Genomic DNA, 22,339 nt, shown 5'->3' with positions numbered 1-22,339 from the left:
CCCAAAGGGGCTGTTTGACTGATGACAAGGCCACTTTACCTCTCGTCATCCTCGGCGAAAGCCGGAAATGACGATTTTAAGTAGGTGCGTCACGACATTAAACGCTCGACGAGCACTTAGAACAACAGGCGGGCACGAATGGTGCCGGGAATCGCCTTCATCAGTTGCAGCGCGGTATTCGCTGCATCCGTTTCCACATCGATTACCACATAGCCGATATCCGCGCTGGTTTGCAGATATTGGGCAGCAATGTTGATACCTTGCTCGGCGAAAATGGTGTTGATTGCCGTCAGTACGCCCGGGCGATTTTCGTGAATGTGCAGCAAACGTGCGCGATCGCTCTGCACTGGCAGGGAAACTTCCGGGAAGTTAACAGCAGACAGCGTCGAACCGTTGTCAGAGTACTTCGCCAGTTTACCGGCCACTTCCGTACCGATGTTCTCCTGCGCTTCCTGCGTGGAACCACCAATGTGCGGCGTCAGCAATACGTTGTCGAACTCCAGCAGCGGAGACACAAACGGGTCAGTATTGGTTGCTGGTTCTTGTGGGAATACGTCAATCGCAGCACCGGCAATGTGTTGGCTACGCAGCACTTCACACAGAGCTGGGATATCGACGACCGTACCGCGTGAGGCGTTGATCAGGATAGAACCCGGCTTCAACAGCGCCAGCTCATCCGCGCCCATCATGTTCTGGGTGCTCGCCGTTTCCGGTACGTGCAGGCTGACCACGTCGCTCATGTTCAGCAATTCGGACAGATGACGCACCTGCTGAGCATTACCTAACGGCAGTTTGCTCTCGATGTCGTAAAAGTAAACATGCATCCCCAGGCTTTCGGCCAGGATACCCAACTGGGTGCCAATGTGGCCGTAGCCAATGATACCCAGTTTTTTGCCGCGCGCTTCAAATGAGCCCACAGCCTGTTTGTGCCACACGCCACGGTGCGCTTTGGCATTGGCAGTAGGAACGCCGCGCAGCAACAGCAGCATTTCGCCAATCACCAGTTCCGCTACGCTGCGAGTATTGGAGAAGGGAGCGTTGAACACCGGGATGCCGCGCTTGGTGGCAGAAGGCAATTCAACCTGATTGGTACCGATGCAAAAACAGCCCACGGCAACCAGCTTTTCTGCGGCAGCAAACACTTCTTCCGTCAGATGAGTACGGGAACGCAAACCGACGAAATGCGCGTCACGGATGGAGGCTTTCAACGCTTCCGTATCCAACGCACCTTTATGGTATTCAATGTTGGTGTAACCCGCTGCGCGCAGGTTTCCCAACGCGCTCTGGTGAACCCCTTCCACCAGGAGGAATTTAATCTTGTCTTTTTCCAGTGATACCTTTGCCATTTCCCGACCTTATTTTCAGACTTCAGATGCCAATGAACCCATTTGCCAAACAGCCTCTGCCAACATAACAAAAATTACGCCAGCAGCAAGACAATCGATTGCTTCCCCGATGCTGCCAACGGCGTCACAAACTCCCTTTTACAGTAAAAAATAGGGATAACGCGTCGCCTTGCCAGATGCCAAGTGTAGTGGCACACTGATACTGGCCACCTGAGCGGAGGTGATATGCTCACCTCATCAACACGACAGGTGACCTCATGGGTAAACATTTTACGGCGGAATTTAAGCTCGAAGCCGCAAAGCTGGTTGTCGACCACGGCTACACATACGTTAAGGCCGCAGAGGCGGTTAATGTCAGCCATTCTGCCATTAGTCGCTGGGTCAATAAGCTTCGCCTTGAACGACAGGGAAAAACGCCAACGGGACTTCCTCTTACCCCTGAACAGCTCGAGCTGCGTGAGATGAAGAAAAAAGTCCAATGCCTTGAAATGGAGAACGAAATCCTAAAAAAGGCTACGGCGCTCTTAATGTCGGACTCACTCAACGGTTCACGGTAGTCGACAGGCTGAGGGCGCGATACCCGGTCACGGCGTTGTGCCAAACTTTTGAGGTACATCGCAGCAGCTACAGGCACTGGCAGGCTTCCGCTAATGAACCCGACGGTGAGCGCGTGGTTAAGTGTAGCCGCGTCATGGAAGCCTGGAACGCCAGCGGCGGCTCTGCCGGCGCTCGAAGTATCGCGACCATCGTCACCGGCAGCTCCGGTGTCAAAATGGGGCGCTGGCTGGCTGGCAAGCTGATGAAGGAGCTGGGTATCGCCAGCTGCCAGCGACCGGCTCACAAATACAAACGCGGCGGCAATGAACACGTTGAAATACCGAACTATCTCAACCGCCAGTTCGCGGTTACCGCGCCGGATCAGGTCTGGTGCGGCGATGTGACCTACATCTGGACGGGCAAATGCTGGGCTTACCTTGCGGTGGTGCTAGATCTGTTCGCCCGCAAACCGGTGGGCTGGGCCATGTCGACGTCGCCGGACTCGGCGCTGACAGTTAAAGCGTTGCAGATGGTCTGGGAACTCCGGGGACAACCAACAGGAGTCATGTTCCACAGCGACCAGGGCAGCCACTATACCAGCCGTCAATACCGGCAAGCCCTGTGGCGCTGCCGGATAAAGCAGAGTATGAGTCGGCGGGGTAACTGCTGGGATAATGCGCCAATGGAGCGGTTCTTCCGCAGCCTGAAGACAGAATGGGTGCCGACAAAGGGTTACAACAGCTTCAGCGAAGCCCAGGACGCGATTATCCGCTACATCACGGGGTATTACAGCGCTATCCGGCCTCACTGGTATAACGGCGGCTTAACTCCAAACGAATCTGAGCGACTGTTCTACATACAGTCTAATGCGGTGGCCAATATTAGTTGACCACTACAAAGGGAACAAAATAAGAAAAAGTGATATTAAGTACCAAAAGTGAGACTTTAACAATGGTGGGGTTTTTAAGCAAAAAAATCGGACGTTAGCACCTTCAATGCCAACGTCCGATGCGCAGGGGAGAAATTACTTCAGGGTTTTTACACCGTCCGCGGTACCGACCAACGCAACGTCAGCGCCACGGTTGGCGAACAGACCGACGGTCACCACGCCCGCAATCCCATTGATACGGTTTTCTACGGCAATGGCATCTGAGATATCGAGGTTGTGCACATCCAGAATGACATTGCCGTTGTCGGTGACTACGCCCTGACGATAGACCGGCTGGCCGCCCAGTTTCACCAGCTCACGCGCCACGTACGCCCGGGCCATGGGAATCACTTCCACCGGCAGCGGGAATGTGCCCAGAATATCCACCTGCTTGGAGGCATCGACAATACAGATAAACTGACGTGCGATGGCAGCAATGATCTTCTCACGCGTCAGCGCAGCACCTCCGCCTTTAATCATTTGCATGTGCGGGTTGATCTCATCAGCACCGTCCACATAGATATCCAGTTCATCAACCTCGTTGCTGTCGAACACCGTAATGCCTAAGCTTTTGAGCTTTTCGGTAGACGCCACGGAGCTGGATACTGCGCCTTTAATCTGGTGTTTGATGGAACCCAGCGCGTCAATGAAGTGCGCTGCCGTTGAGCCCGTCCCCACCCCAACAATAGTATCCGGGCGGACATAATCCAACGCGGCCCAGCCGACTGCCTTTTTCAGTTCATCTTGTGTCATGGTCTGTATCGTGCCTGCAAATTACAGTGAGAAGAGAGAGGGGTATTATAGAGCAAGCGCCACCGGAAACGACGCCAATCGCCGAGCGTCCTTCGATTATTTTCGGCCATCAGTGTGAAATGGGACAGATTTTTAGCGTGTTCCGTCGGAAAAATGTGGCATAGTGCAAAGACCAAGTTTTATCCATAGGAAATGGCACCTTCATGAAACGACCGGACTATCGCACACTTCAGGCTCTCGATGCCGTCATTCGTGAGCGCGGATTTGAACGCGCCGCGCAAAAATTGTGCATCACGCAATCCGCCGTTTCACAACGCATCAAGCAGTTGGAGAACCTGTTCGGACAGCCGCTGTTGGTCAGAACCATACCACCGCGTCCCACCGAACAAGGGCAAAAATTGCTGGCGCTGTTGCACCAAGTGGAGTTGCTGGAAGAAGAGTGGCTGGGCAACGATGCCAGCAGCGATATCCCGCTGTTGCTGTCGCTGGCGGTCAACGCCGACAGTCTCGCAACCTGGCTGTTACCTGCGTTGCAACCGGTACTGGTCGATTCCCCCATTCGTCTCAATCTGCAAGTGGAAGATGAAACCCGTACGCAAGAACGCTTGCGCCGTGGTGAAGTGGTTGGTGCCGTCAGTATCCAGCCGCAGCCGTTGCCGAGTTGTTTGGTGGATAAGCTCGGTGCGTTAGACTATCTGTTTGTTGCCTCACCGGATTTTGCCGCACGCTACTTCCCGAACGGCGTGACCCGTTCCGCGTTGCTGCGCGCCCCTGCGGTTGCCTTTGATCATCTGGATGATATGCATCAGGCGTTTTTGCAGCAGAATTTCGATCTCTCGCCCGGCAGCGTTCCCTGCCATATCATTAACTCGTCAGAAGCGTTCGTACAACTGGTACGACAGGGCACCACCTGCTGTATGATCCCGCACCTGCAAATCGAGAGAGAATTGGCAAACAGCGAGTTGGTCGATCTGACGCCGGGCCTGTTTCAGCGCCGTATGCTTTATTGGCACCGCTTCGCGCCAGAAAGTCGGATGATGAGAAAGGTGACGGATGCCCTGCTCTCGCACGGGCATCGCGTATTGCGCCAGTCCTGACGCGCGTTAGTCAGGCGTTACTGATTAGGTTGCAGTTCGAACACCACGTCAACCTGATCGTCAAACTGGATGCTTTGCTGCTCGTAAGTCTGCGCCACATCGGCCTCTGCCGCGACGCCCGCCGCTTTAAACATCCGAGCCATGGGAACGGGCTGATAGTTGGCAACCTGATAGCGGATGCTGTAAATCGGTCCCAGTTTGGCGTTGAATCCGGTTGCCAATGCTTTCGCCTGGCTGGTCGCCGTTTCGATTGCCCGCTGACGTGCCTGATCGCGATAGGCTTCCGGGTTGGCTACCCCCAACTCCACGCCGCGGATTTCCGTCAACCCCCCGCGCAGTGCGCCATCCAGCAAGGCATTTAGCTGATCCAGTTGGCGTACAGTTACCGCCACCTGTCGCACCGCACGATACCCTTTCAGTTCAGAACGACCATCTTTCAGAAAATCGTATTCAGGATGGGTACGCAGGTTGGCGGCGCTGATATCTTTTCTCTCAATACCGTGTTTTTCCAGATAGGCAAAATATTGCGCCACGCGGTCGTCCACCTGCTTTTTAGCATCAGCCACGTCTTTCGATGAAACGCTGACCTCAATCGCCAGATTTGCAATATCCGGCGTGGCATCCACGCTCGCTTTTCCCGATGTCACGATATGCGATCCGTTCGGCAATTCAGCGGCCTGACCGGACAGTGGAAGCGTGCTTAATCCTAACAGGGCGGCTATCGCCAGTGCTTTTAGCTTCACAGTGTCGTTTCTCCTGATTCCATTTAATAGTGCGCCGTTGCACGCCGCGATGACGGCGGTGCGCCGGTGCAATGAATATGCCTACGGCTATAGATAAACATGGTGTTATTGATAAATATAGTGCACAGGCTGGCTTGGCTTAACTATAGGTGAATTCCGGAATCCCGTAAAAAAACGTCAACTTACAACACTATTGCATACCGGAATGTGCGAGTTGCAGCGCAATACTCCACATGATGACGCCAACAAAGACATTAATCACGCGCTGTGCTTTTGGCGTGTTCAGCCACGCTGCCAGCCAGGATGCCAGCAACGCCAATGCAAAGAACCACAGGAACGAAGCCGTAATGGAGCCCAATGCAAACCAACTGCGCGCATCGGGTGCCATTTGCCCGCCAATGCTGCCTTGCACGACAAAAGTATCCAGATACACGTGCGGATTCAGCCAGGTGACAGCCAACACCGTAGCGATAACACGCCAGCGGCTTTGCCGTACGATATCCACGCTCACCACGTCGAGTTGACGCTTGAAGACCACGTTAAACGCGCGCCAGCCATACCAAAGCAGAAACGCCACACCACCCCAGGTGATCAATGACAGCAACAGCGATGACTGACTCAGCAACGCGCTGCCGCCAAAATGCCAGCACAAATCAAGATGACATCGCTCAATGCACACAGCAAGGCAATCATCAGGTGATACTGACGCCGAATCCCCTGATTCATCACGTAAGCGTTTTGCGGCCCCAGAGGCAAAATCATCGCCGCGCCCAGAAAAAATCCCTGCCAATACATACCAAACATGGTTCCCTACACTCTCCCGAATGAACAATTCGAGGGAGTGTAAGGCGGTTTTTTCATTAATTGAAATTGAAGATTCTAATTATTCATTAGGAAATCTAATTTCGAATATCATGCAATGCAGAATGTGAAATTGACACTGTTTTGGTTCCGGTCTGCTTTTCATTACGTTGCAGTAAGAACGCAATGGCAAACAGCGAAAACATAAAGGGCAGTTCAAACCACCTCGTTATACACAAGTCCGCAACGCCTTATATGCCAAGGGTTAGCGGGCTGAAATAGGCAGCCAGTGGGGTTGTAAATGAAGAGAAACCGACGTGTACTATCGCCATTTACGGCGCTGAAAAATGACACGGGATTCAGATGGCTGGGCACACCAAGAACTGGAAGGGGTAAATCTTGGTGACACGAGGCTCAATAAGCGTGCCAAAGGGCTTTTGATACGGCTGGCTGAGAATCCGCAAGCCAGCATTCCGCATGCGTGCCTCGGATGGTCTGAGACGCTGGGTGCTTACCGCTTCATGGAGAACCAAGCATTCGAATGGCGAGACATTCTGCAACCTCACTGGCAGCGTACGCAGGAAAGGATCCGAGAACACGAGGTTGTGCTGTGTATCCAAGACACTACCGAGCTTGACTTCAACGGGCAGCAAATCCAAGGCTTGGGTCCCTTGAACTACGAAGCCAGGCGTGGTCTGTATCTGCATCCGACCTACGCGGTCAGTCCGGATCGCGTGGGGTTGGGCGTACTGGATGCGTGGATGTGGGCAAGAGAGCCGAAGGATGCAGACGGAAAACGCTATGGGATCAAGGAGAGTACGCGCTGGCTCGAGGGATACGAGCGAGTTGCTGAACTCGCCTCGGAGTTGCCAAACACACGTCTGGTGTACTTAGCCGATCGCGAAGCGGATATCAAGGCGTTGATGCAGCTCGCTGATGACCTTGGCACTCCGGCTGACTGGTTGATCCGCTCGACTCATAATCGCAGTCTGGACTGTAATGAGAAGCGTTGGCAGAAGGTTGGAAAGACCGTGCCGGTGGGAGAAATCCAATTCGTTATGGCGGCTCGCGCGGGGCAGAAGGCGCGTACGGTGAAACAGGCGCTGCGCGTGAAGCGAGTGTCGCTGCGTTGCGGGTTGGCAGTGACTTGTGTGATAGCCAAGGAAATTGAGCCGCCAGCAGGCGTGAAGCCGGTCGAGTGGCGGTTGCTGAGCAATCGCGTACCTGAAGGACGAGAAGATATCGTGGAGCTGATCGACTGGTATCGGGCTAGATGGGAAATCGAGATGTTCTTCAATGTGCTGAAGAACGGCTGCTGTGTCGAAGCGTTACAGTTATCGACCGTGGATCGCATTGAGCGGGCATTGGCGCTGTTCATGATCGTGGCATGGCGCATCGCCTATTTAATGCGTATGGGACGAACCTGTCCAGAGCTAGACGCAATGTTGTTCTTTGATTCCGACGAGACTCATGGCGCTTACCTACTGATGAACAAGCGTATGCCCAAGGGCCGCCCTAAGCTAAACGAAGTATTGCGCTTAGTTGCGCAACTCGGAGGCTTTCTTGCTCGAAAAGGCGACGGTGAACCAGGCGCAAAAACTATCTGGAAAGGCTTGCAGAAAGTCATGACGGCCGCCGAAACGCTACGCGCACTCAGGCACGAACAGAGATGTGTATAACGAGGTGAGTTCAAACAGCTCTTCCAGCAAATCCGTACGCGCAGTGTCGTAGACAAAGAGAAAGGCGAATAAGCGGTGGTGTTCGATGGTATCGACGATAACGAAATAGAGCACCAATAATAGGATATCCCACACCGGCAGGCTTTCTTGCCGGAAACGGCGAATAACCTCTCGATGAATCACGGGCAACAGCAGCGCACAGGCCGTCACGAGCCTGTACATAAATTTGTGTAATTGCCTGATTTTGATATGTTCAATCCAACATCAAAAACAGGTTAATTTATGGACGAAAAACAGTTGCAGGCTCTGGCTAACGAACTGGCCAAAAATCTCAAAACCCCTGACGCTCTCAGACAATTCGATCGCCTGCTGAAGAAAATCAGCGTTGAGGCTGCTCTCAACGCCGAAATGTCCCACCATCTGGGCTACGATAAAAATCAGCCCAAACCGGGGGCCAACTCCCGCAACGGCTATTCCACAAACACCGTGACCACCGGCGATGGCCCTCTGGAACTACGTACTCCGCGCGATCGTGATGGCTCCTTCGAACCACAACTGGTGAAGAAAAACCAGACCCGGATCACCGGGATGGATAACCAAATCCTGTCCCTGTACGCCAGAGGGATGACCACCCGCGAGATAGCGTCTGCGTTCAAAGAGCTGTATGACGCGGATGTCTCACCGGCGCTGGTCTCGAAGGTCACCGACGCCGTGATGGAACAGGTTACTGAATGGCAAAATCGTCCACTGGATGCAGTCTATCCCATTGTTTACCTTGACTGTATCATCCTGAAGGTCCGGCAGGACAGTCGTGTCATCAATAAATCCGTGTTCCTGGCACTGGGTATCAACATCGAGGGCCAGAAAGAACTGCTGGGTATGTGGCTGGCCGAAAACGAGGGCGCGAAGTTCTGGCTCAATGTGCTGACAGAACTAAAAAACCGCGGCCTGAACGATATCCTCATCGCCTGTGTCGACGGTCTGAAAGGCTTCCCGGACGCCATCAACACGGTGTCTCCGGAAGCCCGCATCCAGCTGTGCATCGTGCACATGGTACGCAACAGCCTGAGGTTCGTCTCTTGGAAGGACTACAAAGCCGTCACACGCGACCTGAAAGCCATCTATCAGGCCGCTACGGAAGAAGCAGGCCAGCAGGGGCTGGAAGCATTCGCCAGCGCATGGGACAGCCGCTATCCACAGATAAGCCGGAGCTGGCAGACGAACTGGAGCAATCTGGCAACGTTCTTCGCTTACCCGGCTGATATCCGCAAAGTCATCTACACAACCAACGCCATCGAGTCGCTGAACAGTGTGATCCGGCATGCGATTAAAAAACGCAAGGTGTTCCCGACTGACGACGCAGTGAAAAAGGTGGTGTGACTGGCAATCCAGTCGGCCTCACAGAAATGGACGATGCCACTGCGGGACTGGCGTATGGCAATGAGCCGTTTTATTATCGAGTTCGGTGACCGCCTGGACGGTCACTACTGAGAAAGGCATTTACACAGAATCATGTACAGGGTCCCCGGCATCACACGCCAAAATGCCGTTCTGGCCTGCGGGGGTACGGCAACGCTGGGACGCAGGCTGGCCCATGCACCGTTGCGGAGCAGTCCGGTTTCCGGCGTACACGCCAGACCGATCAACAGCAGCACAAATACGCCGAGCAGCAGCAGATAGCCGCTGTGAAGTGGTGCCAGTTGATACGCCAGCAGGGCACAGCTCAACATCGCACCAGCGGCCATACCGGTTAGCGGCGCAATGCTATTGACCAGCGAAACGCGTTCGGGATGCACATCCAGCAGAGCGGCACCCACCGCAACGGTTGCCAGTCCGGTCGCAAAGCCCTGCACGATGCGCGCAATGACAAGCCCATAAGGATGCGATGCAAAGAGAAAACAGAACATGGCGACTATGTTAAGCAGTAGCGCCGCAGCAATCACCGGACGTCGCCCCACGTGGTCGGAAAGTCGACCGGCGATCAGCAGGGCGCACAGCAGGGCAAAGGCATAGGCGGCGAAGATAATAGTAAGCAGCGTCGCGGAAAATCCCCAATCGTGCTGATACAGCTGATAGAGCGGTGTCGGCACGCTAGAGACCGCCATAAAGGCTATCAGCGTGAGGCTATGTAGTGCGAGTGTGAATGCATTGCGCCGGGGTGTGGCGCGTATCACGGTATTGCTGATAACCGTCATGGCGTGTCCTGTGGTATAAAAGCTAAGATTATGCGTTAACAACGCTACAGCGATTTCACCACTAAAGCAAATATTTTGCTTTAGTGGTGTCAATAAACGTTTTTTGTTCGACCAGGGAGTATCAGATGGCGATCACACAGGGTGTGCGGCCGGGGGGACGCAGTGCGCGAGTGCAGGCGGCGATTCAGCGGGCGGTCCGCGAATTGGAACAGGAGATGGGGCGCCAGGCGCTCACCATTCCCGCCATTGCGACACGCGCGGGGGTGACACCGTCTACGCTTTATCGGCGCTGGGGGGATCTGCCCCAACTGCTGGCCGATGTAGCGGTGGAAAAACTGCGTCCGGATGCCGAGCCGCAGGACACCGGTTCTTTCACCGGCGATCTTGAGATCTGGCTGAATACTTACATCGAAGATATGGCCTCGGAGCCGGGCCGGGCGATGCTGCGCGATGTGTTGGGCACGCCGGGACATGAAAGTTCGGGCAAGTGTGCCGGTTTCACCACGCAGCAGTTGGAGGTGATTCGTGAGCGCGCCCTGGCGCGACAGGAAGCACCTGCCAGTGCGCAACAGATCATTGAGCGCATTATTGCCCCCTTGATGTACCGCATTTTATTTACCCGTGAGACACCCACGCCGCAGGATATCCAGCGATTGTTGGTGGCGCTGGCTACGTCGTCAGAACACGTGTAGTCCTATACGATCGGGCGTTATCTCCCCATAGCGCCCGGTCACATGTGGTTATCACCTTCGTCACAACGACAAAGTTGGTAGCATAGCTAAAGCGCTGCTTAACTATGCCACTCTTTGTATTTTACCCGTCGCTGTAATTCAGGATTAATAGCATCAGATGTCGAAAAACATCGGTTTCTTTACTTTGTGCTGGTAGGGGTTTTGCGCTGATAAAGGTGAACGCTCTGAAACCACTCCGCTTCCTGACGAGGTGAACCATGACGTGCTATCGTTGTTGTTGCGGCTCCTGCATTTATTTTCCGTTTGAGCATGGAATAATTGATGGAGTACGCAATGAGTACCATAAACAGACTACCTCTCCTTGATTTATCACACCTGCACGGTAACCCCGAGCAGCGGCGGGCGTTTTTAACCTCGCTCAATGAAGCCGCCCGCGATGTCGGTTTCTTTTATCTCACCCACCACGGTATTCCCGAAACGCTACAGCAGCAGTTGCAGCAGCAGGCTCGCGCTTTCTTTGCCTTGCCTGATGAGGAAAAACAGCGCGTTGCCATGATCCATTCTCCTCACTTTCGCGGCTACAACCGTGCTGGGGCCGAGTTGACGCGCAACCAACCCGACTGGTGTGAGCAGTTTGACATTGGCGCTGAACGCACCGCCCTGCAATTGATACCGCAATCCCCCCGTTGGTGGCAGTTACAAGGTCCTAATTTGTGGCCGGAAGCGCAGCCTGCACTGAAAACCACGCTGCTGACCTGGCAACAAGCGATGACCGCCATGGCCCAGCAACTGTTGCGTGCTTTTGCTGAGGTGCTGGTGTTAGCGCCACACACCTTTGATGCACTGTACGGTGAGAAGCCTAACGAACATATCAAGCTGATTCGTTATCCGGGTCAATCGGCGCAGAGTAGCCAGCAAGGCGTGGGGGCGCACAAGGATTCAGGTTTCCTGAGCTTCCTGTTGCAGGATGATCAGGCTGGTTTACAGGTCGAGGTGGCCCCCGATCGTTGGATTGATGCGCCGCCGCTGCCGGGCTCCTTTGTCGTGAATATCGGTGAACTGCTGGAACTGGCGACCAATGGCTATTTGCGTGCCACGGTGCACCGTGTGGTCTCACCGCCAGCCGGGCAGGAGCGCCTCTCCATCGCCTTTTTCCTCGGTGCACAGTTGGATGCGGTGGTGCCGGTGTATCAACTGCCTCCACAGGTGGCGCGTCTGGCGCAGGGGCCTACCAGCGATCCGCACAATCCCTTGTTGCGTGATGTGGGTTGGAACTACCTGAAAGGACGGCTGCGCTCGCATCCTGATGTTGCACAGCGTTATTACGCCGATGTGGTAGCGAAAGCGGAACACGCCGCTCACTGACGCTTTTCTGTCTCTGCCTTTGTGGCAGACATAAACCCTAATACCTAAAACGAAGCAATAAAAGGAAGCCTGTATGAATAAGCGTGTCGCATTTTTTGTCAGCAGTGTTGCATTAGCCGTTAGCGTGACCTTCTCTGCATCCGCGTCGCAAGCGCTGCGCGTAGCTGCCGATCCAGTGCCTCACAGTGAGATCCTGGCACAGGTGCAGAAAATTGATCCACAGAACGCCTTGAAAGTGATCGAACTGACCAGCGGTGTAAACGCCAACGAGCTGCTGGCGCATGGCGATGTGGATGCCAACTATTTCCAACACGTGCCCTATCTGCGGGATCAGGAAAAAGCGTTGGGGAAACAGTTTGTAGTCGCCGCTACCGTGCATGTGGAACCGTTAGGTATTTACTCACGTAAGCACAAAAGCTTTAGCGAGGTGCCGGAAGGCGGCACGGTGGCCGTACCGAACAATGTCACCAACCTCAGCCGTGCACTGTATTTATTACAGAGCCAGGGGCTGGTGAAGCTGAAACCAGGCTAAAGCGATCCGGCCAAGGATCAGGCAACACCGAAAGATATCGCTGAAAACCCGAAGAAGTTGAAGATCAAGGAAGTTGAAGCGGCGCAGATCCCGCGCTCGCTGGACGATGTCGATCTGGCGGTGATCAACGGCAACTATGCGCTGGAAGCGGGGCTGGTTCCGGCCAAAGATGCGCTGGGGTTAGAACGCGCAGAGCATAACCCACCTCGTTATACACATCTCTGTTCGTGCCTGAGCGCGCGTAGCGTTTCGGCGGCCGTCATGACTTTCTGCAAGCCTTTCCAGATAGTTTTTGCGCCTGGTTCACCGTCGCCTTTTCGAGCAAGAAAGCCTCCCAGTTGCGCAACTAAGCGCAATACTTCGTTTAGCTTAGGGCGGCCCTTGGGCATACGCTTGTTCATCAGTAGGTAAGCGCCATGAGTCTCGTCGGAATCAAAGAACAACATTGCGTCCAGCTCTGGACAGGTTCGTCCCATACGCATTAAATAGGCGATGCGCCATGCCACGATCATGAACAGCGCCAATGCCCGCTCAATGCGATCCACGGTCGATAACTGTAACGCTTCGACACAGCAGCCGTTCTTCAGCACATTGAAGAACATCTCGATTTCCCATCTAGCCCGATACCAGTCGATCAGCTCCACGATATCTTCTCGTCCTTCAGGTACGCGATTGCTCAGCAACCGCCACTCGACCGGCTTCACGCCTGCTGGCGGCTCAATTTCCTTGGCTATCACACAAGTCACTGCCAACCCGCAACGCAGCGACACTCGCTTCACGCGCAGCGCCTGTTTCACCGTACGCGCCTTCTGCCCCGCGCGAGCCGCCATAACGAATTGGATTTCTCCCACCGGCACGGTCTTTCCAACCTTCTGCCAAAGCTTCTCATTACAGTCCAGACTGCGATTATGAGTCGAGCGGATCAACCAGTCAGCCGGAGTGCCAAGGTCATCAGCGAGCTGCATCAACGCCTTGATATCCGCTTCGCGATCGGCTAAGTACACCAGACGTGTGTTTGGCAACTCCGAGGCGAGTTCAGCAACTCGCTCGTATCCCTCGAGCCAGCGCGTACTCTCCTTGAGCCCATCGCGTTTTCCGTCTGCATCCTTCGGCTCTCTTGCCCACATCCACGCATCCAGTACGCCCAACCCCACGCGATCCGGACTGACCGCGTAGGTCGGATGCAGGTACAGACCACGCCTGGCTTCGTAGTTCAAGGGACCCAAGCCTTGGATTTGCTGCCCGTTGAAGTCAAGCTCGGTAGTGTCTTGGATACACAGCACAACCTCGTGTTCTCGGATCCTTTCCTGCGTACGCTGCCAGTGAGGTTGCAGAATGTCTCGCCATTCGAATGCTTGGTTCTCCATGAAGCGGTAAGCACCCAGCGTCTCAGACCATCCGAGGCACGCATGCGGAATGCTGGCTTGCGGATTCTCAGCCAGCCGTATCAAAAGCCCTTTGGCACGCTTATTGAGCCTCGTGTCACCAAGATTTACCCCTTCCAGTTCTTGGTGTGCCCAGCCATCTGAATCCCGTGTCATTTTTCAGCGCCGTAAATGGCGATAGTACACGTCGGTTTCACTTCATTTACAACCCCACCGGCTGCCTATTTCAGCCCCCTAACCCTTGGCATATAAGGCGTTGCGGACTTGTGTATAACGAGGTGAGCATAACCCCTATGCCAACATATTGGTGACGACGCCCGCCCTGCAAAACGATCCGCGCATTAAAAAGCTGGCCGCCGATCTGGAATCCAAAGCGATCGCCGATTTTATTGCGCAGCGCTATAACGGCTCGGTGATCCCGGTGGCGAGCCAGCAACCATGATCGTCATCGAACACGTGGGAAAACGTTACCCAGGGTGCGATCGCCCGACATTGGATGACGTGTCGCTGACTATTCCCGCGGGTTCTGTTTATGGCATTTTGGGGCGCAGCGGTGCGGGTAAAAGCTCGCTGCTGCGCTGTCTTAACCTGCTGGAACGGCCCTCATCGGGCCGGATTGTGGTGGATGGTGAAGAGATTACCGCACTCTCTTCACGGGCGTTGCGTCAGCACCGGCAGCGCACCAGCATGATTTTTCAGCACTTCAACCTGCTGCATGCGCGTAATGTGCAGGACAACGTTGCCGTGCCGCTTGAGATAGCTAGGGTTGCGCGTCACGAGCGTGAAGCGCGAGTCAGCGCGTTGTTGGAATGGGTGGGGCTCAGTGATAAAGCGCGCGCCTTCCCTTCGCAGTTATTCGGTGGGCAGCAGCAGCGTGTCGGCATTGCGCGTGCGTTGGCGGCGAAGCCGAGGTATTTACTGTGTGACGAGGCGACCAGCGCGCTCGATCCTGAAACCACAGCATCGGTGTTGGCGCTGCTGGCAGACATCAACCTTCAGTTAGGTGTGACGATCGTGTTGATCACGCACGAACTGTCGGTGGTAAAAGCCATTTGCGATCACGCCGCGCTGATGGCGCATGGTCAGATCGTGGAAAGCGGGGCGCTGTCGACGCTGCTTGCAACGCCTGATTCGCAGCTACGCAGAGCGTTGTTGCCCGATTATGCGGCAGAGCAGGCGTTTCTTCGCCGTCACGGCGTCATTGAGGGTAGTGCCTTATGCAAGGTCGCCTGAGCTGGGATGAGTTTATTGCGCTGATGTGGAATGCCACATTAGAGACGGGGTACATGGTGGGGCTGGCAGCGCTGTTTACCGTGCTGATTGGCCTGCCGCTGGGTGTAGTGTTGTTTATCACGCGATCTGACGGGGTTGCGCCTTTACCTTGGTTAAACCGGGGGCTGGGCGCGCTGATCAACGTTGGCCGATCGCTACCGTTTGTGGTGTTGTTGATTGCGCTGATCCCGTTGACCCGTCTGATCGTGGGCACCACACTTGGAAGTACGGCGGCGATCGTACCGATCACTATCGGGGCTTTTCCTTTTTTTCCCGCGTAGTGGAAAATGCGTTGGATGAGGTTGAACGCGGGCGTATTGAGGAGATCCAGTCAATGGGGCGATCGCTCTGGCACGTGATCGGCAAAGTGTTGCTGCCAGAAGCGCTGCCAACGATCCTGGCAGGCGTGACGTTAACGGTGGTGTTGTTGATTGGATTATCTTCCATGGCAGGTGTGATCGGCGGTGGTGGTCTGGGGGATCTGGCGATCCGCTACGGCTATCAGCGTTTTAACGATCAGGTGATGGCGGGTACGGTAGTGGTTCTGGTGATTTTAGTTCAGGGCGTGCAATCGATCGGCGATCGTTTGGTACGCGCGTTGGCCCATCGACGATGATCCGATCGTTGGTGTGGAACAAGATCGTTTCTGTGATTATATTTTAGGCGTTCAATCGCAGATGAAAGATAAATCGCTTGTGCTCCGAGACTAACCAGTCCACAATTGCGTCCCGCTCGCGCAGTAGGCTATTTTTTATGCAGCGTGTTTTCGGGTATCGAAGTGCTTACTCCTCTCTTTTGCGTTTCATGTAATATAAAATCTCATAATTTTCTTAACAGACTTATCCACAGGTTTCTCTTTGCCTGCGTAAAATGATCTTTGGCAAGATTGTCAAAGGTATCTTTATATCTTACTGATATTTATTGATAAAAATAACTTATCAAAATGTTAAGGCGATCACTTGCACTTTCTTCACGGATTGATTGGCAAGGAGTTTTATATTTATGCACAGGGCGGGCCAGGATGATATGACCGCCTGGCAACACCTCAGGCATCGCGCGGTAATCCTTTTTCAATAGCACGAATAAGCCGTTTTTTCTGCGGCAACTGCACGTCGATAGACTGAGCGGCACGGCGTGCCAATTGTTGCTCAATTGCCCAGCGAATATGCTCATCGATCAGTGCGCTCTGCCCGAGTCGCGCTTGTAAGGCTAGGCTGTGTCCCTTAATTACATAACCTCTGGTAAAACAGGCGGATGCAGCCCAGTTTCAACATTGCCAGATAATTCCTCGCCGTTTTGTCGTAACGTGTCGCAATGCGACGGTATTCTTTCAGACGGCCAAAGCACCGCTCAACAACGTTCCGATTGCGGTAGGCGTCACGATCGAGCTTTGAACGACCATCCACCGCCATTTTTTCAGTGGATTTTCGGGGGATGACAGTTTTTATACCTCTGTTTTTCAGCTCGTTACGTAATACATGCCCGGAGTACGCCTTGTCAGCGAGTACCGCATGACCACGGCGTTTCATACTGCCGTTCTGGCGTTGAACACCAATACCGTCCAAAAGATGTAGTGCAAACTGACTTTCATGAGCCTGACCGGGGCTCAACACGATGTTTAACGGAAGACCACTTCCGTCTGTAGCCATATGGATTTTGGTGCCAAAACCACCTCGAGAGCGACCCAGCCCATTATCTCCGGTGATATCGGGATGTTTTTTTGAGCACCGGCAGCACATTTCAGCGCCCTGATATTGCTACCATCCAGCGCAGTCGCTGACCAGTCCACGAGGCCATGGGCATCAAGTGATGAAAGTAACTTATTAAAAATAATGTTAATGACTCCCGATTTTGACCATCGGTTAAAGCGGTTATAAACGGTTTTCCATGGACCGTATCGCTCAGGTAAATCACGCCATGGGGCACCAGAGCACAGCCTCCAGAACATGCCATTGATAATCATGCGATGCTCAGCCCATGGGCGTCCGGCCTGTGGTGTTGCTGGTTCAGCAGGGAGTAAGGGCTGGATGATAGCCCATGCTTCATCGGGAAGGTCGTAGCGAGCCATAGTTAAAAATGATTTAGAAACAAACAGTTAGTATAACTCATGGGATTAAGGGACACAGCCTAGCACAACACTTTCCTCGTAGGGGGCATTCCCCAGCGCCACAGCGATATTACGTAACCAACGCTGGTGACCGATGCGGCGGATGGCTGAGCCTTCCGTGATGCGCAGAAATTTTGCTTCATCCCACTGAAACAGGTCCAGCAACGCAGGCGTATGCAGCGCGGCGCGCGGGCTAAAATCATCTTCATCGGTAAGCTGGGAAAAACGGTTCCAGGGGCAAATCAGTTGGCAATCATCACAGCCGTAAATACGGTTGCCCATCAGCGGACGCAACGCTTCGGGAATGGCACCTTCCAGTTCAATGGTAAGGTAGGAGATACAACGTAGGGCATCCACGGTGTAAGGCGCAACGATGGCCTCGGTAGGGCAGGTTGTCATGCATGCGACACAGCGTCCGCACTGCTCTTCCAACGGTTGATCGACGGGTAACGGCAGGTCGATCAGCAGTTCCCCAAGGAAAAACCAGGAGCCCGCTTCCCGATTGAGGATCAGCGAGTGTTTACCCACCCAACCTAATCCGGCCTTGGCCGCCAGCGGGCGCTCCATAATCGGTGCAGAATCGACGAAGGGGCGGAATTGCAGGTTGCCGCAATGTTCCTGTATCCGGTCACCCAACTTTTTCAGCCGCTGACGCAACAGCTTGTGGTAATCACGCCCTAGCGCGTAACGGCTAACATAACCGAGCGTCGGGTTATTCAGGGTTTTGGCGAAGGCCGCTTTAGCGGGCAGATAGTTCATACGCACGCTGATAACGCGCAGCGTGCCGGGCAACAGTTCATGCGGACGGGCACGCAGCATACCGTGGTGCGCCATCCACTCCATTTCACCGTGATACTGCTTATCCAGCCACACCTGAAGCCGCGGCTCTTCATGGGAAAGGTCGGTATCGCAGATCCCTACCTGCTGAAAGCCCAATTCGTATCCCCACTGTTTGATGTTCTGGGCGAGTTGGTTAAGGTCGTAGGGATAAGTCATGAGGAACCATTTGGGAGAAATAAACGTTCTCATTTTATCACATCGTCTGACGGACGTCTGTGTGCTGAAGGCACCGTCGCCATGCGACATTTACCCTGATAGGTTTCTGGCAGCCGGTTTCAGACCTTGCTAAGTTGAGACATAAAGATAACCATGCGTTATCCGTTTTTGCTACAAACGCTTATGTTGCCCGGGAGGAACTCATGCCCCATACCGTACCTGCTCATCAGCGAAGGCTACCAGACGGCGTTTATCCACCCGACTGGCTGCGCCGTGAAGAGCCTGACGCCGCGCGGCAAACGGGAATCACGCTTTATGCGTTGATGCAACGTGCCGGAGAAGCGGCTTACCAACATGCCCGTTGCTGCTACCCCAATGCGCGCCGTTGGCTGGTGCTGTGCGGGCATGGCAACAACGGTGGCGATGGCTATGTGGTGGCTACGCTTGCGCGTGCCGCAGGGATTGAAACCACCGTGGTCGCGTGCAAGGCTGCACGCCCTCTGCCAGAGGAAGCACAGTGTGCCTACGCGACATGGCAGAAAGCGGGGGATGTAGCATTGACGCCCGACGCCCCGTGGCCTGATGGAATTGATTTGATTATCGACGGCCTGCTGGGGACTGGGTTATCCTCCGTGCCGCGTGCTCCCTATGATGCGCTGATCGCTCGCGCTAACGCTCACGCAGCGCCAGTGCTGGCGCTGGATATTCCCTCCGGGTTGAATGCGCAAACCGGCGCCTGTGCAGGAGAGGCGATCGTCGCTGCCTGTACCGTTACCTTTATTGCGCTAAAACCGGGGCTGCTGACGGGCAGGGCGCGCGCTTGTGTCGGCGCGTTACACTGTGCGGATTTGGGGCTTTCAGGCTGGTTGCAGCAGCATCCCGCGCCGATGTGGCGTTTATCCCGTGAACATATACCAGGCTGGCTGACGCCTCGTTCGCCGCTGGCGCACAAAGGCGATCATGGCCGATTGCTGTTGGTGGGAGGTAATGTCGGAATGGGGGGCGCTATTGCGATGGCAGGAGAAGCCGCATTGCGCAGTGGCGCGGGATTGGTGCGAGTGCTCACTCACATGCAATACGATGCGGCGTTGCTGATGGCTCGCCCAGAACTGATGGTGCAAGCCCTGAGTGATGCCACCCTCCGCGAAGGGCTTGACTGGGCCGACGTGGTGGTGATTGGGCCGGGCCTGGGGCAAGATGGCTGGGCGAAAAGCGCACTGCGCGCCGTGGAAAATTGTAACAAACCCATGCTGTGGGACGCAGATGCGCTAAACCTGCTGGCAATGAGCCCTTTTAAACGTCAAAATCGTATTTTAACCCCACATCCGGGGGAAGCGGCCCGTCTGCTGAATTGCCGAGTGGCGGAGATTGAAAGTGATCGCTTACTTGCTGCCCAGAAACTGGTACAACGCTATGGCGGCACGGTCGTGCTAAAAGGGGCGGGTACCGTGATTGCCGATGAGTCTGATGCGTTGGCTCTGGTTGATGTCGGCAATCCTGGCATGGCGAGCGGCGGCATGGGCGACGTGTTATCTGGTATTATCGGCGCATTGCTTGGACAAAAATTGTCACGCTACGCAGCGGCTTGCGCTGGCTGTGTGGTGCACGGCGCAGCGGCCGATGCGCTGGCCGAGCATCGCGGCACGCGAGGGATGTTGGCTACCGATCTGATGCCAGTATTGTCCCGCTATGTTAATCCTGAGTGGATACCCTTAGAAAAGACAGAATGAAAAAAGTAGATTTTCCGCTGCCGGATGAGGCAGCTACCATCGCATTAGGAGCATCGTTGGCGCAGGCCTGCGACAGCGCATGCAGTATTTATCTTTTTGGCGATCTGGGTGCAGGTAAAACCACGTTCAGCCGCGGCTTCCTCCAGGCGCGTGGCCATCAGGGCAACGTGAAAAGCCCCACGTATACGCTGGTGGAGCCTTACGCGCTGTCACCGCTGGCGGTGTATCATTTTGACCTTTACCGTCTGGCCGATCCAGAAGAGCTGGAATTTATGGGGATCCGCGACTACGTGACGCAGGATGCCATCTGTCTGATTGAATGGCCGCAGCAGGGTGAAGGCATTCTCCCTAGCGCCGATCTTGAAGTGCATCTGAACTATGAAGCGCAAGGGCGGCACGCGCAGTTGATCGCCATATCGGCGCTGGGTGAGCGTATTTTGGCGCAGATATCTCCCCTGCCGGAGAGTGAAACGCCATGATGAAACGCATGCTCGCTCTGGTGATGTGGGCTGGGCTGCTGCTGGCCAGTACGGGTTGGGCCGCCAATTTCTCTGATATCAAGGTGGAAAACGGTGATAATCAGGCGACGGTCAGCCTGAATTTCAGCGGACAACCGATCTATGCCTTTTTCCCGCTTAACAACCCGGATAGGGTGGTGATCGACATCCGGCAGACGGGGGTGATTCAAGGGCTGCCGCTGGAGTTTAGTGGGCAAAACATTATCAAACGCATTCGTACCAGTCAGGCGAAGGATGCACAGAGCCTGCGACTTGTGCTGGATTTGACCCAGCCCGCCAAAACGCGCGCCGCGACACAGAAAGCTGGCGCAGGGTTTAACGTGGTGTTTACCGTTGCTGGGCAGCAGAAAGCGAAGGTGACAAAAGCACCGCCAGCGACTGCCGTTACGCGCGAAACCCGTAACACGGCACCGGTTGAATCGGGTGGCAATCCGTTTAACAACAAACCTACCGTGGTGGTGAACAGCAATGCCTCCGCACGTGCGGCAACGTCGCGCTCTGGCGGTGCCAGCGAACCGGTTATCGTCGCCATTGATGCCGGACACGGTGGGCAGGACCCCGGTGCTATAGGGCCTTCTGGCTTGCGCGAGAAAAACGTGACGCTGGCGATTGGGCGCAAATTGCATACTTTGCTTAATAGCGATCCTAATTTTAAAGGCGTGATGACGCGTGACGGTGATTACTTCATCTCTGTCATGGGGCGCTCCGATGTGGCACGTAAGCAAGGCGCCAATCTGCTGGTTTCTATTCACGCGGATGCCGCGCCAAACCGTTGGGCTTCCGGTGCTTCCGTATGGGTGCTCTCCAATCGGCGTGCTAATAGTGAAATGGCCAACTGGCTGGAACAGCACGAGAAGCAGTCGGAACTGTTGGGGGGCGCAGGGGATCTGCTGGCAAACAACAGTGCCGATCCTTACCTGAGTCAGGCGGTGCTGGATTTGCAGTTTGGTCACTCTCAGCGCGTCGGTTATGACGTGGCGGTCAAAGTGTTGCAGGAAATGCAGCGCGTCGGGTCGTTGCACAAACGCCGTCCGGAACACGCCAGCCTGGGCGTACTGCGTTCACCGGATATTCCCTCGTTGTTGGTGGAAACGGGCTTTATCAGCAACCTGACCGAAGAGCGTTTGCTGGGAAGCAGCGATTATCAGGATAAAATCGCCACGGCGATCTACCGGGGGTTGCACAGCTATTTCCAGGCGCATCCAGTACAATCCGTCCCAAAGCAGGAAAACCGACCGGTCATACAGCCGGTCAACCGTAAGGCTACAACGCCCACGACCACGGCATCCAGTAGTACAGCGACCACGCGCCATACCGTAGCGCGTGGTGAGTCTCTTTCAGGTATCGCGGCGCGTTACGGCGTCAGTATGGCGGCGTTGCGCAGTGAGAATAATCTGAAAAAAGATGGCGTCTGGGTGGGGCAGAAATTGCGCATTCCTGCGGGGGCTCGCACTTCGACTGCATCGGCTCCGGTGCCGCGTACCGCCGTTCCGGTCAAACATAAAGTGGTAAAAGGAGATAGCCTGAGTGCCATCGCCATGCGATATGGTGTAAGTATGAAGGAGATCCAACGTGCCAATGACATGACGTCCGGCACGGTACAACTTGGGCAGACGCTGATTATCCCGTCTGCCTGATGCCGTTCGCGACGCGCGTGCGTCAA

Annotated in this window: 16 protein-coding genes and 7 pseudogenes; 13 read left to right on the top strand and 10 right to left on the bottom strand. The window is 54.8% G+C overall.

Translation table 11 applies throughout. The annotated features are described in order from the left end of the window. Positions 1–116 precede the first annotated feature (116 nt). The gene (serA, locus tag ACWWJF_RS15230) at positions 117–1,346 is read right to left on the bottom strand and encodes a phosphoglycerate dehydrogenase (protein WP_455869908.1); all 1,230 of its coding nucleotides are present in this window, start codon (positions 1,344–1,346) and stop codon (positions 117–119) included. Between the two features lie 257 nt (positions 1,347–1,603). On the opposite strand from serA, the gene ACWWJF_RS15225 reads away from it, so the two are divergent. Then, positions 1,604–2,772 (top strand): IS3 family transposase gene (locus tag ACWWJF_RS15225; protein WP_455869907.1). Its coding sequence is split into 2 segments (ribosomal slippage): positions 1,604–1,859 and positions 1,859–2,772, totalling 1,170 coding nucleotides; the frame shifts between segments, so codons are not numbered across the junction. A 135-nt stretch (positions 2,773–2,907) separates the two neighbouring features. Here the strand turns inward: ACWWJF_RS15225 and rpiA are convergent. Then, positions 2,908–3,564 carry a ribose-5-phosphate isomerase RpiA gene (rpiA, locus tag ACWWJF_RS15220; protein ID WP_264644488.1) on the bottom strand — a complete coding sequence of 219 codons (657 nt, stop codon included), beginning with the start codon at positions 3,562–3,564 and terminating at the stop codon, positions 2,908–2,910. 203 nt (positions 3,565–3,767) lie between these two features. On the opposite strand from rpiA, the gene ACWWJF_RS15215 reads away from it, so the two are divergent. Further along, entirely contained in the window at positions 3,768–4,661 is an 894-nt protein-coding gene (locus ACWWJF_RS15215) for a LysR family transcriptional regulator ArgP (RefSeq protein WP_455869906.1), read from the top strand. Between the two features lie 17 nt (positions 4,662–4,678). On the opposite strand, the gene ACWWJF_RS15210 is transcribed toward ACWWJF_RS15215, so the two are convergent. Together ACWWJF_RS15210 and argO are read right to left on the bottom strand one after the other, a co-directional pair. Further along, positions 4,679–5,404, bottom strand: coding sequence for an oxidative stress defense protein (locus ACWWJF_RS15210; protein ID WP_455869905.1), 726 nt, complete (start codon positions 5,402–5,404; stop codon positions 4,679–4,681). A gap of 190 nt (positions 5,405–5,594) precedes the next feature. Beyond that, positions 5,595–6,208: pseudogene (gene argO / locus ACWWJF_RS15205) on the bottom strand (arginine exporter ArgO). Positions 6,209–6,552: 344 nt separating this feature from the next. Here argO and ACWWJF_RS15200 point away from each other — a divergent pair. Continuing rightward, positions 6,553–7,884 carry an IS4 family transposase gene (locus tag ACWWJF_RS15200; RefSeq protein ID WP_455869904.1) on the top strand — a complete coding sequence of 444 codons (1,332 nt, stop codon included), beginning with the start codon at positions 6,553–6,555 and terminating at the stop codon, positions 7,882–7,884. Here ACWWJF_RS15200 and ACWWJF_RS15195 read toward each other — a convergent pair. Continuing rightward, positions 7,849–8,094: a hypothetical protein gene (locus tag ACWWJF_RS15195; RefSeq protein ID WP_455869903.1), complete on the bottom strand. Its 246-nt coding sequence runs from the start codon at positions 8,092–8,094 to the stop codon at positions 7,849–7,851. The two genes, ACWWJF_RS15200 and ACWWJF_RS15195, sit on opposite strands and share 36 nt — an antisense overlap. A 72-nt stretch (positions 8,095–8,166) precedes the next feature. On the opposite strand from ACWWJF_RS15195, the pseudogene ACWWJF_RS15190 reads away from it, so the two are divergent. After that, positions 8,167–9,375 (top strand): annotated as a pseudogene (locus tag ACWWJF_RS15190) (IS256 family transposase). Here ACWWJF_RS15190 and ACWWJF_RS15185 read toward each other — a convergent pair. Next, positions 9,369–10,121, bottom strand: a complete 753-nt coding sequence (locus ACWWJF_RS15185) for an MFS transporter (protein ID WP_455869902.1) — start codon at positions 10,119–10,121, stop codon at positions 9,369–9,371. The pseudogene ACWWJF_RS15190 and the gene ACWWJF_RS15185 sit on opposite strands and share 7 nt — an antisense overlap. 83 nt (positions 10,122–10,204) lie before the next feature. Between ACWWJF_RS15185 and ACWWJF_RS15180 the strand changes: the two genes are divergently transcribed. From ACWWJF_RS15180 to ACWWJF_RS15170, 3 genes and pseudogenes are all read left to right on the top strand, one after another. After that, complete coding sequence (locus tag ACWWJF_RS15180; protein WP_455869901.1) at positions 10,205–10,771, top strand: TetR/AcrR family transcriptional regulator; 567 nt, start codon at positions 10,205–10,207, stop codon at positions 10,769–10,771. 333 nt (positions 10,772–11,104) lie between these two features. Then, complete coding sequence (locus ACWWJF_RS15175) at positions 11,105–12,136, top strand: isopenicillin N synthase family dioxygenase (RefSeq protein WP_455871110.1); 1,032 nt, start codon at positions 11,105–11,107, stop codon at positions 12,134–12,136. Positions 12,137–12,209: 73 nt separating this feature from the next. After that, a pseudogene (locus ACWWJF_RS15170) lies at positions 12,210–12,872 on the top strand (MetQ/NlpA family ABC transporter substrate-binding protein); the annotation flags it as partial. Between the two features lie 5 nt (positions 12,873–12,877). Here ACWWJF_RS15170 and ACWWJF_RS15165 read toward each other — a convergent pair. Continuing rightward, a complete protein-coding gene (locus ACWWJF_RS15165) occupies positions 12,878–14,209 on the bottom strand; it encodes an IS4 family transposase (protein ID WP_455869047.1) in 1,332 nt (443 codons plus the stop codon). Positions 14,210–14,333: 124 nt separating this feature from the next. Here ACWWJF_RS15165 and ACWWJF_RS15160 point away from each other — a divergent pair. From ACWWJF_RS15160 to ACWWJF_RS15150, 3 genes and pseudogenes are all read left to right on the top strand, one after another. Further along, positions 14,334–14,495: pseudogene (locus tag ACWWJF_RS15160) on the top strand (MetQ/NlpA family ABC transporter substrate-binding protein); the annotation flags it as partial. Next, on the top strand, positions 14,492–15,286 hold the full coding sequence (locus ACWWJF_RS15155; RefSeq protein WP_455869900.1) for a methionine ABC transporter ATP-binding protein: 795 nt from the start codon (positions 14,492–14,494) through the stop codon (positions 15,284–15,286). The pseudogene ACWWJF_RS15160 and the gene ACWWJF_RS15155, both read left to right, overlap by 4 nt. Next, a pseudogene (locus ACWWJF_RS15150) lies at positions 15,271–15,941 on the top strand (methionine ABC transporter permease). Before ACWWJF_RS15155 ends, ACWWJF_RS15150 begins: the two are co-directional and overlap by 16 nt. A 429-nt stretch (positions 15,942–16,370) precedes the next feature. On the opposite strand, the pseudogene ACWWJF_RS15145 reads toward ACWWJF_RS15150, so the two are convergent. The 3 genes and pseudogenes from ACWWJF_RS15145 to queG form a co-directional block, all read right to left on the bottom strand. Then, positions 16,371–16,538: pseudogene (locus ACWWJF_RS15145) on the bottom strand (tRNA epoxyqueuosine(34) reductase QueG); the annotation flags it as partial. 10 nt (positions 16,539–16,548) lie between these two features. Then, a protein-coding gene (locus ACWWJF_RS15140; protein ID WP_455869899.1) for an IS5 family transposase occupies positions 16,549–17,393 on the bottom strand; the annotation gives its coding sequence in 2 pieces (ribosomal slippage) (positions 16,549–17,048 and positions 17,048–17,393; 846 coding nt in all). Between the two features lie 60 nt (positions 17,394–17,453). After that, positions 17,454–18,428 (bottom strand): annotated as a pseudogene (gene queG / locus ACWWJF_RS15135) (tRNA epoxyqueuosine(34) reductase QueG); the annotation flags it as partial. Positions 18,429–18,631: 203 nt separating this feature from the next. Here queG and nnr point away from each other — a divergent pair. The 3 genes from nnr to amiB are packed head-to-tail and all read left to right on the top strand — an operon-like array spanning position 18,632 to position 22,313. Further along, positions 18,632–20,158 (top strand): bifunctional ADP-dependent NAD(P)H-hydrate dehydratase/NAD(P)H-hydrate epimerase, encoded by a 1,527-nt coding sequence (gene nnr, locus ACWWJF_RS15130; protein WP_455871109.1) that lies wholly within the window; start codon positions 18,632–18,634, stop codon positions 20,156–20,158. Beyond that, entirely contained in the window at positions 20,155–20,637 is a 483-nt protein-coding gene (gene tsaE, locus ACWWJF_RS15125; protein ID WP_455869898.1) for a tRNA (adenosine(37)-N6)-threonylcarbamoyltransferase complex ATPase subunit type 1 TsaE, read from the top strand. The genes nnr and tsaE overlap by 4 nt, the downstream gene beginning before the upstream one ends. Beyond that, positions 20,634–22,313 carry an N-acetylmuramoyl-L-alanine amidase AmiB gene (amiB, locus tag ACWWJF_RS15120; RefSeq protein WP_455869897.1) on the top strand — a complete coding sequence of 560 codons (1,680 nt, stop codon included), beginning with the start codon at positions 20,634–20,636 and terminating at the stop codon, positions 22,311–22,313. The genes tsaE and amiB overlap by 4 nt, the downstream gene beginning before the upstream one ends. The last annotated feature ends 26 nt before the right edge of the window (positions 22,314–22,339 follow it).

Source organism: Symbiopectobacterium sp. Eva_TO, from assembly GCF_053848865.1.
Note: the sequence above shows the minus strand (reverse complement) of the source record. Positions and strands in the feature narration are given on the sequence as shown.

Excerpts from the sequence above, each read along its gene's own strand:
- serA (WP_455869908.1), bottom strand. The coding sequence starts at position 1,346 with ATGGCAAAGGTATCACTGGAAAAAGACAAGATTAAATTCCTCCTGGTG.
- rpiA (WP_264644488.1), bottom strand. The coding sequence starts at position 3,564 with ATGACACAAGATGAACTGAAAAAGGCAGTCGGCTGGGCCGCGTTGGAT.
- ACWWJF_RS15215 (WP_455869906.1), top strand. The coding sequence starts at position 3,768 with ATGAAACGACCGGACTATCGCACACTTCAGGCTCTCGATGCCGTCATT.
- ACWWJF_RS15200 (WP_455869904.1), top strand. The coding sequence starts at position 6,553 with ATGACACGGGATTCAGATGGCTGGGCACACCAAGAACTGGAAGGGGTA.
- ACWWJF_RS15180 (WP_455869901.1), top strand. The coding sequence starts at position 10,205 with ATGGCGATCACACAGGGTGTGCGGCCGGGGGGACGCAGTGCGCGAGTG.
- ACWWJF_RS15175 (WP_455871110.1), top strand. The coding sequence starts at position 11,105 with ATGAGTACCATAAACAGACTACCTCTCCTTGATTTATCACACCTGCAC.
- ACWWJF_RS15165 (WP_455869047.1), bottom strand. The coding sequence starts at position 14,209 with ATGACACGGGATTCAGATGGCTGGGCACACCAAGAACTGGAAGGGGTA.
- ACWWJF_RS15155 (WP_455869900.1), top strand. The coding sequence starts at position 14,492 with ATGATCGTCATCGAACACGTGGGAAAACGTTACCCAGGGTGCGATCGC.
- nnr (WP_455871109.1), top strand. The coding sequence starts at position 18,632 with ATGCCCCATACCGTACCTGCTCATCAGCGAAGGCTACCAGACGGCGTT.
- tsaE (WP_455869898.1), top strand. The coding sequence starts at position 20,155 with ATGAAAAAAGTAGATTTTCCGCTGCCGGATGAGGCAGCTACCATCGCA.
- amiB (WP_455869897.1), top strand. The coding sequence starts at position 20,634 with ATGATGAAACGCATGCTCGCTCTGGTGATGTGGGCTGGGCTGCTGCTG.